Consider the following 7472-nt stretch of genomic DNA (forward strand, 5'->3'; position numbering starts at 1 on the left):
ATCGGGGATAGCCTCAGCCTATGGAACTGGAGATCCGGCACCTGCGAGCCGTCTGCGCCATCGGCGACGCGGGCAGCCTCTCGCGCGCGGCGACCCAGCTGGGCATCTCACAACCATCTCTGACGACGTTGCTGCAACGGGTCGAGCGCCTGGTCGGCGGCAAGCTGTTCGACCGCGGCCGCTCCGGTGCCGTTCCTACCGCGCTGGGCGCGCAGATGCTGCAGCGGGCCCGGTTGTTGCTGGTGGAGTTCGAGGCGTTCGGTTCGGACATGGCCGGGCGGGGTGGGCCGATCCGGTTCGGGTCGGTGCACATGGAGTGCGTGGCGGCGCTCTTCTCGCGGTTGGAAGAGGCGCTGGACGACGTGACGCTGGTGGTCGACCCGTCGTCGACCGGGCTGGCGCTGGCGTTGGCGAACGGGCACCTGGACGCGGCGGTGATCGCGGTCGACGAGGAGGGCGACCTGGGGCTGCCGCGCGGGGTCGGGCAGCGGATCGTGGTGCCGTGGGTTCCGGTGTACATCGCTCTTCCCGCAGGTCATCGGCTTGCGGCCGGGGCTGAGGTGGACCTTGCGGACCTGGCCGGCGAGGCGTGGGTGGGGCCTCCTGGGGCTGAGGACGGGTCGTTGACGACGCTTCGGGCGGCGTGCCGGGCGGCGGGGTTCGTGCCGCGGATCCGGTTCGAGGTGCCGAGCGGGGCCGGACGCCAGCTGATCGCAGCGGGCAAGGCGGTGCAACTGGTGGAGCCGACGTCGCAGGGTGGGCCCGGGGTGGCGGTCCGGCCGCTGGCGGGGGCGCCGATGCGGATGCGGCTGGTGTTCGCGTGGCGGCGGGAGCGGCTGACCTGGGAGCAGGCCAGCCGCGTGTTCGCCGAGGTGCTGGGCGCTTATTCGGAACAGGCGCTGGCGAGCGAGGTGTTCCGGCCGTGGTGGGAAGAGAAGGGTTCCACGTTCACAGCGAACTGAGCCACGAGTACCAGTCGCTGTCGTAGCGCGTCCCGATCACCCTGGTCACCTGGTCGCGGGCACCCGCCCAGTCGCCCACCCGGTACTTCGTCAGGACCGCCGCCACGTCCTCCGGGTGCTTCTCGACCAGATACCTGACCGCGAGATAGCCCCAGTTGTAGACACGTTTCGTGTCGTGGTCGTACGTGGTGTCGAAGAGCGCGCTCAACGCGTACGTCTGCTTCTTCGCCTCGGCCAGCGCGTCGGCGTAGACCTCGTGGCGGTAGGTGTAGGACACGTACTCGGCGAAGCCCTCGACCCACCACACGGTCGGCGTGGTCATGTTCTCGTCGAAGTCGCCGTGCATGTCGAACCGGCCGTCGAGGTAGTGGGTGTACTCGTGGTTGAGGTTCCAGATCGCGAACGCCGGCAGCCAGTCGGCCTCGTGCGCGATGAACCGGGCCTGGTTCTTCGCCGGGTCGCCTTCGAGGTACATGCCGCCGTTGTTGGTGGAGATGTCGAACAGGACCCCGGCGTACGTCCGATAGTCGTTGCCGGTGTTGAAAACGACCACTTCGAGCGACGTGTTCTGGTCGCCGGCAACAGGTCCCGGGTCGTGCACCAGCCCGTGGAAGACGGCGTCCTGAGCGGCCAGCGAGCTGCACGTCTGGCGGAGTTGTGCCCGTGTCAGCTGCTGGGCGCGGATCTTCAGCGTCGCGCTGCAGGTGTGCCGGACGGTGAGGACCCGGCGGTCGATCGTCGCGCGGAAGTCGCAGGTGCCGTAACGACGGCAGTTCGCCTTGTCGTACCAGTCGACCATCTCGGCCACGCCGACCCACATCGGTGCGAGCCGGCCGACGACGTCACCGCGACTCGCGAGGTCCACGAGCAAGGGGCGGACCAACGGCGCGATGTCCTTGTGCTGCAAGAACCTGCCGAGCTCGCGGGTCGCGTTGGTGACGAGGTAGGCGCGGCCGGTGCCGAAGAGATCCAGGTGCCGCACCACGAACCGGCGCAGCGCCCGCAGGATCTCCGGCTCGGCCTTCACCGCGGGCAGGAACTCCGGGGAGCCGTGGCCGTAGTAGAGCATGATCATGCCGGCGTGCACGGTGGCGTCGTCGGCGCTGGTGTAGTTGTCGAGCACGCGGGTCAGCGCGCGCAGTTCGGCCGGGTAGTCGGTGACGGCCGCGGCCTGGATGGTGTTCTCGGGCGCCGGGTGCAGGATGTTCCTGGCGACCTCGGGTGGCAGCAGGGGGCTGTTCGGTGAGCCCGCGACCACGGAAGCGTGTGCCGTGACGGGCATCAGGAGTCCGGCGAGCAGGGCCAGGACAAGGGCAGCTAATCGCATCGGTGTCCTCCGCAGGGGATGTGAGGTGCTCAGGAGCGTCACACCGCCCGATGGCCCGCGAACATCCCTTCCGCTCATAGCTCGCCGCTATGGGAGGCGTCACTCCGGCTTGGCCGGTTCCGCGAACAGCAGGTGCCGCACCAGCGCGTCACCCTTGGCCAGTGCGCGCGCGGCCTCCTGGTTCTCCTGGTCCACGACCGTGCCGCGCTCGATGTGCTGCCTGAGGTGCTCCTGCCACGTCGCCACCGTGAACGTCTCGAGGAACGTCTCGGGCCTCTCGGTGTCGCGGAACAGCCCCCACATCGTCGCGCCGGTACGCCTGCGAGCCCTGCCGACCTTCTGCATGGCGTCGATGAACTCGTCCTCGTTCTCCTTCGCCACCGGCCACTCGACGGTCACCAGCACCGGCCCGGCGTCGGTGTCGCCGATCTCCGGCGGCGCGTCCCAGTAGGTCGCGGGGCTGACGTCGAGCAGCCGGTCCAGCAGCGGCAACCACTTCGTCGCCGCCAGCACGAGCACCGCCATCGCGACCGCGGGCACGATCATGGCGACCCGGAGGTCGTAAGCGTCCGCGATCGCACCCCACACGACCGCGCCCAGCGCCTGCCCGCCCATGAGGATCAGCTGGTAGTAGGCGAGTGCGCGAGCGCGGGTCCACGACGGCAGCAGCACCTGCGCGGTGGCGTTGAACGTCGACAGCGTCGCGATCCAGCACGCTCCGGTCAGCAGCATCGCCACGATCACCAGCGCGAAGTTCTCCGTCAGCACAGCGACACTCGTCGCCGCCGCGTAGAGCCACGTCGCGAACAGCACCAGCCGGTTCTTGCTCATGCGCTGCAACAACTTCGGCACGACGAACGCGCCGCAGATCGCCCCCGTCCCCACACTGCCGAGCAACACGCCGTACCCGCTGGCGTCCAGCTGCAACGGCCCGCGCGCGATGGCCGGGAGCAACGCCCACAACCCGCTGCCGAACACGATGAACACCAGGAGGCGCACCAGCACCCGCCGGAACATCGGCGAGCTGGCCACGTACCGCGCCCCGGTCCTGACCGCCGTGGTGATGTGCTCGGTCCCGAGTGGACGGTGGTCCGACGGCCTCTTCCACCGCGCCAGCACGATCAGCACGCCGAGGAACGACACGGTGTTGAACGCGAACGTCGCCTCCGGTCCCGCCAGCGCGATCAGCAACCCGCCGAGCGCGGGCCCGATCGCGCGGCCGACGTTCATGTTGACGCCGTTGAGCAGCGCGGCCTGCGGGATCTCCTCGCGCGACACCAGTTCCGGCTGGATCGCCTGGAACGACGGCATCGACAACGCCTGCCCGATCGCCATCAGCGCCAGCAACCCGAGAAGGCTCGACGGCGTGGCCCGGTCGGTGCCCGCGAGCAGCATCAGCCCCGCCGCGCCCGCCAGCATCAGCGCCTGACCGGAGATCAGCACGTGCCGCCGGTCGAGGATGTCGCCGAGCGCTCCCGACGGCACGACCAGCAGGAAGACCGGCAGCGTCGTGGCCGTCTGGACGAGCGCGACCTGCAGCGCGGAGCCGCCGAGGTCGCCCATGAGCCACTGGGCGCCGACCGTCTGGGCCCACGTGCCGATGTTGGAGGCGAACTGGGCGAACCACAGCGCCCGGAAGGCACTGCGGCGCAGGGGTGCCCACGCGGAGACTGTCACCGCTCGATCTTCACACCTCCGGCGGCAGGACGCCGCAGGGCGGGCACGAGCGCCAGCGCCGGCAGCAACAACAGCGGCACCACCAGCAGCGCCCGCAACACCCCGACGTGATCGCCCAGCAGCCCGACCAGCGGCGGACCGGCGAGAAACGCGGTGTAGCCGATGACCGCGACGACGCTCACGCGAGCGGCCGCGTGCGCCGGGTCGTCCGCGGCGGCGCTCATCCCGACCGGGAAGCCCAGCGCGGTACCCAGCCCCCACACGGCGACACCGGCGACCGCCACGACCGGATGCCCGCCGAACACCGCCAGCGCCACGCCGGTGGCCGCTACCAGCATCGTGATCACGAGCACCGGCACCCGGCCCCACCGGTCCAGCGCGATCGTCCCGGCGATCCGGCCGAACGTCATCGTCGTGACGAACACGCCGAACACCACCGCACCCGCCGCCGGGTCGAACGAGTGCCCGTCGATGAACGCCACCGCCACCCAGTCGTTCGCGGTGCCCTCGGTGAACGCCAGCACCAGCACGAGCAGCCCGATCAGCAACGTGCGAGGCTCCCGCCACGCCGCCAGCACCCCGCTGCCGCGACCGTGCTCCGCCTCGCCTCCGAGCCCGTACGTCCGCGCCGCCACCAGCGTTCCGGCCGCGACCACCACGGCCACCCCTGCCAGGTGCGCGGTCACCGGCAGGACCGCCCACGCCGCCAGGGACGCGAGCCCGGCGGCGGCGACCGTGCCGAGGCTCCACATGGCGTGGAAGCGCGGCATCACCGTTCGCCCGAGCGCGCGCTCCACCTCCGCGGCCTCGACGTTCATCGCCACGTCACAGGTGCCCGAGCCGTAGCCGAGCACGAAGATCCCGATCGCCGTGAGCGCCACCGACGGGAAGGCTCCGATCCCCACGCCCGCCACGGCGAGCCCCGTCGAGACCACCACCGCCGACAGGCACACCGTGCGCCGGGCCCCGAGCCGATGCGTGACCTCCCCCGCGGTGAGCATCGCCAGGAACGCACCCAGCGACATCGACAGCAGCAGCAACCCCAACGCCCCCGCGGACAGGCCGAGCGCGTCACGGGCGGCGGGCACGCGGGCGAACCAGGTCGCCACGGCGACGCCGTTGAGCCCGAAGGTGACCGCCACCCCCGCCGCGGCGGCTCGGACCTCGTTGCGTGGCACCGTGACCGGCATTCTGGTCTCCTTTCTCGATACACAAAGTACATACCCCACACGTGGAAGCGCTTCCACGGCAATACTGACGAGATGAGGGGACAACGCAGCGCGACGCTGGATGACGTGGCACGGGCCGCCGGCGTGTCACGGGCGACCGCCTCACGTGTGGTCACAGGTCAGGGCCCGGCATCGGCACGGGCGCGCGATCGGGTCGCCACGGCCGTGGCCGAGCTGGGTTACGTCCCGGACGCCGCCGCCCGCGCGCTGGCTTCCCGCAGCGGCACCCGCCTCGCCATCGCCGTCATCGGCAGCACCGCCGCCGTGCTCGACGATCCGTACGTGGGCCGCGTCCTGACCACGGCCGCGCACATCGCCGCCGAACGCGAAGTCGGCGTCTCGCTGCACTGGGTGCCGCTGAGCGCCCCGCTCACCCTCGCCGGCCTGGCAGGCAGCCGAGGGCTCGGCGGGCTGGTCGTGGTCAACCCGACGCGACCGGCCCTGGAGACCGTGCCGCGATCCCTGCTCGGCCGGGTCGCCGCGATCGGGGTGGGCACGCGCGACGTGCCGTCGTTCGACGTGGACAACCGCACCGGCACCGACGGGGTCGTGCGCCACCTGGTGAGCACCGGCCGACGCCGGATCGCGATGGTCACCGGCCCGCCCTGGCTACCGTGCGGCGACCGCGCCGTCGAGGCCTACCGGCGGGTGATGCGCGACAGCGGCGGCGAGACCAGGGTCGTTCCCGGCGACTTCACGGCGGCCCGCGGTGCGAAGGCCGCGGCGGAGATCATGACGCTCTGGCCGGACACCGACGCGGTGTTCGCCCTCAGCGACCTCACCGCGCTCGGTGTCCTCGACGGACTGCACGCGCTCGGCGTCGAGGTTCCGGGGGACGTGGCGGTCGCCGGGTTCGACGACATCGCGTTCGCCTGCCTGAGCCGTCCGGCGCTCACCACGTCCACGCACCCGGTGGAGGACATCGCCGCGGCGGCGGCGCGTGCCGTCCTCGACCGCGACTGCGGTGACCCGGTGACGTTCTTCCCGTCCACGCTCGTCGTGCGCGAAAGTGCTTAGACCGCCGTCACGGGATGCTTGACCACGGCTCCGAACAGGTAGCCCTGCGTGTTGTACGGCGCCTCGTCCGGCTGGTCGTCGGCCCGCGCCCGCAGCACGTGCGACCCCGGTGTCGCCTGCCACGGGATCTGCCACCGGGACCAGCCGCCGCGTGACACCGGAGTGGCTCGCCGCCACGTCCGCCCGTCCGTGGACACCGACACCCGCCGTACCCCGCCAGGAGCCCACGAACGCCCGGTCAGCACCTGACGACCCGCCGCGACGGTCGCACCGAACCCGAGCTCGAACGCGCTCTTGGCCACCTGCGTGGTCACCAGCGTCCCGTCCGCCGGGTACGAGGGCCCGAGCAGCCGGTAGAAGTCCGTGTCCCAGGGCGAGTGCAGCGGCGTCTCGGAGACCTCCAGCGACCCCAGCCACTTGATGCTCGCGATCCCGACCCACCCCGGCACCACCAGCCGGGCCGGGAACCCGTGGTCCACGGGCAGATCCTCACCGTTCATCTCGTACGCGACCAGCACGTCGTCCAACGCCTTCGACACGGGCAACGGCCGGCGCACCCGCCCGAGGTTCACCCCGCCCGTCACGTACTCGGCGTCCAGTCCGGCGGGCATCACGTCCAGAGCGGACCGCCGAATCCCGGCCAGCCGCAACAGCACCGACAGCGGCACCCCGCGCCACCGGGCGTTCCCGACCGCGCCGAGGGTCCACGGTGTACCGGCCACGCTCTGCCCTTGCTGCGAGGAGTAGAAACTCCGCCCGTTGCCGGCGCACTCGATCACCGTTTCTACCGAGCAGGACGGCAAAGCCCGCAAGTCCCGCAGCGACAACGACAACGGCCGCGAGACGCCGGAACCGTGAATCCGCAGCCGCCACGAGGCCACGTCCAGGACGGGCGTCGAAGTGTGGTTGCGCACGAAGAACTTCGGCACCGGCGTCAGCGATCCGGTGGAGCGCAGGGCCTCCCAGCGCGTCTCCGCGTTGGTGCCGCGCACGATGAAGTCCGTGTCTGGCAACGGCTTCACGATCGAAGGAGCCGCTGACGCCACAGCACGGGAAGGTAGCACCGTGAGTCCTGCCGCGATCAGCACGCCGCGCCGAGAGATCATGCGATCAACGCTAGCCCCGTCTTTCGCACATGGTGATGAGTGAGATGGTCCCGGGAATGGGGATTTGTTGATCATGGTGGTTGTGTTGGGTCGACGGCAAGAAGGTCGAGCAGTCTGACCTGGACAGGGCCGGGTTGCGGGATGGTCGCGGGGT

6 protein-coding genes are annotated in these 7472 nt (G+C 70.9%); 2 read left to right on the plus strand and 4 right to left on the minus strand.

Features of this window, described 5'->3' with window-relative positions:
- The first annotated feature begins 20 nt into the window (after positions 1-20).
- The gene (locus ABZ345_RS34775) at positions 21-962 is read left to right on the plus strand and encodes a LysR family transcriptional regulator (RefSeq protein ID WP_359858393.1); all 942 of its coding nucleotides are present in this window, start codon (positions 21-23) and stop codon (positions 960-962) included.
- Here the strand turns inward: ABZ345_RS34775 and ABZ345_RS34780 are convergent.
- From ABZ345_RS34780 to ABZ345_RS34790, 3 genes are all read right to left on the minus strand, one after another.
- Positions 949-2289, minus strand: a complete 1341-nt coding sequence (locus ABZ345_RS34780) for a collagenase (RefSeq protein ID WP_359858396.1) — start codon at positions 2287-2289, stop codon at positions 949-951. The two genes, ABZ345_RS34775 and ABZ345_RS34780, sit on opposite strands and share 14 nt — an antisense overlap.
- Positions 2290-2388: 99 nt before the next feature.
- The gene (locus tag ABZ345_RS34785) at positions 2389-3966 is read right to left on the minus strand and encodes an MFS transporter (protein ID WP_359858398.1); all 1578 of its coding nucleotides are present in this window, start codon (positions 3964-3966) and stop codon (positions 2389-2391) included.
- Entirely contained in the window at positions 3963-5156 is a 1194-nt protein-coding gene (locus ABZ345_RS34790) for an MFS transporter (protein ID WP_359858401.1), read from the minus strand. The genes ABZ345_RS34785 and ABZ345_RS34790 overlap by 4 nt, the downstream gene beginning before the upstream one ends.
- Positions 5157-5228: 72 nt before the next feature.
- Between ABZ345_RS34790 and ABZ345_RS34795 the strand changes: the two genes are divergently transcribed.
- Positions 5229-6212: a LacI family DNA-binding transcriptional regulator gene (locus tag ABZ345_RS34795; RefSeq protein WP_359858404.1), complete on the plus strand. Its 984-nt coding sequence runs from the start codon at positions 5229-5231 to the stop codon at positions 6210-6212.
- On the opposite strand, the gene ABZ345_RS34800 is transcribed toward ABZ345_RS34795, so the two are convergent.
- Complete coding sequence (locus ABZ345_RS34800; protein WP_359858407.1) at positions 6209-7318, minus strand: sulfite oxidase; 1110 nt, start codon at positions 7316-7318, stop codon at positions 6209-6211. The two genes, ABZ345_RS34795 and ABZ345_RS34800, sit on opposite strands and share 4 nt — an antisense overlap.
- Positions 7319-7472 lie beyond the last annotated feature (154 nt).

It is taken from the genome of Lentzea sp. NPDC005914 (genome assembly GCF_040629405.1).
In the GTDB taxonomy this organism is placed as follows: Bacteria; Actinomycetota; Actinomycetes; order Mycobacteriales; family Pseudonocardiaceae; genus Lentzea.

What these genes read in the sequence shown, in the direction of transcription:
- ABZ345_RS34775 (WP_359858393.1), top strand. Translation starts at nt 21, where the DNA reads ATGGAACTGGAGATCCGGCACCTGCGAGCCGTCTGCGCCATCGGCGAC.
- ABZ345_RS34795 (WP_359858404.1), top strand. Translation starts at nt 5,229, where the DNA reads ATGAGGGGACAACGCAGCGCGACGCTGGATGACGTGGCACGGGCCGCC.
- ABZ345_RS34790 (WP_359858401.1), bottom strand. Translation starts at nt 5,156, where the DNA reads ATGCCGGTCACGGTGCCACGCAACGAGGTCCGAGCCGCCGCGGCGGGG.
- ABZ345_RS34800 (WP_359858407.1), bottom strand. Translation starts at nt 7,318, where the DNA reads ATGATCTCTCGGCGCGGCGTGCTGATCGCGGCAGGACTCACGGTGCTA.
- ABZ345_RS34780 (WP_359858396.1), bottom strand. Translation starts at nt 2,289, where the DNA reads ATGCGATTAGCTGCCCTTGTCCTGGCCCTGCTCGCCGGACTCCTGATG.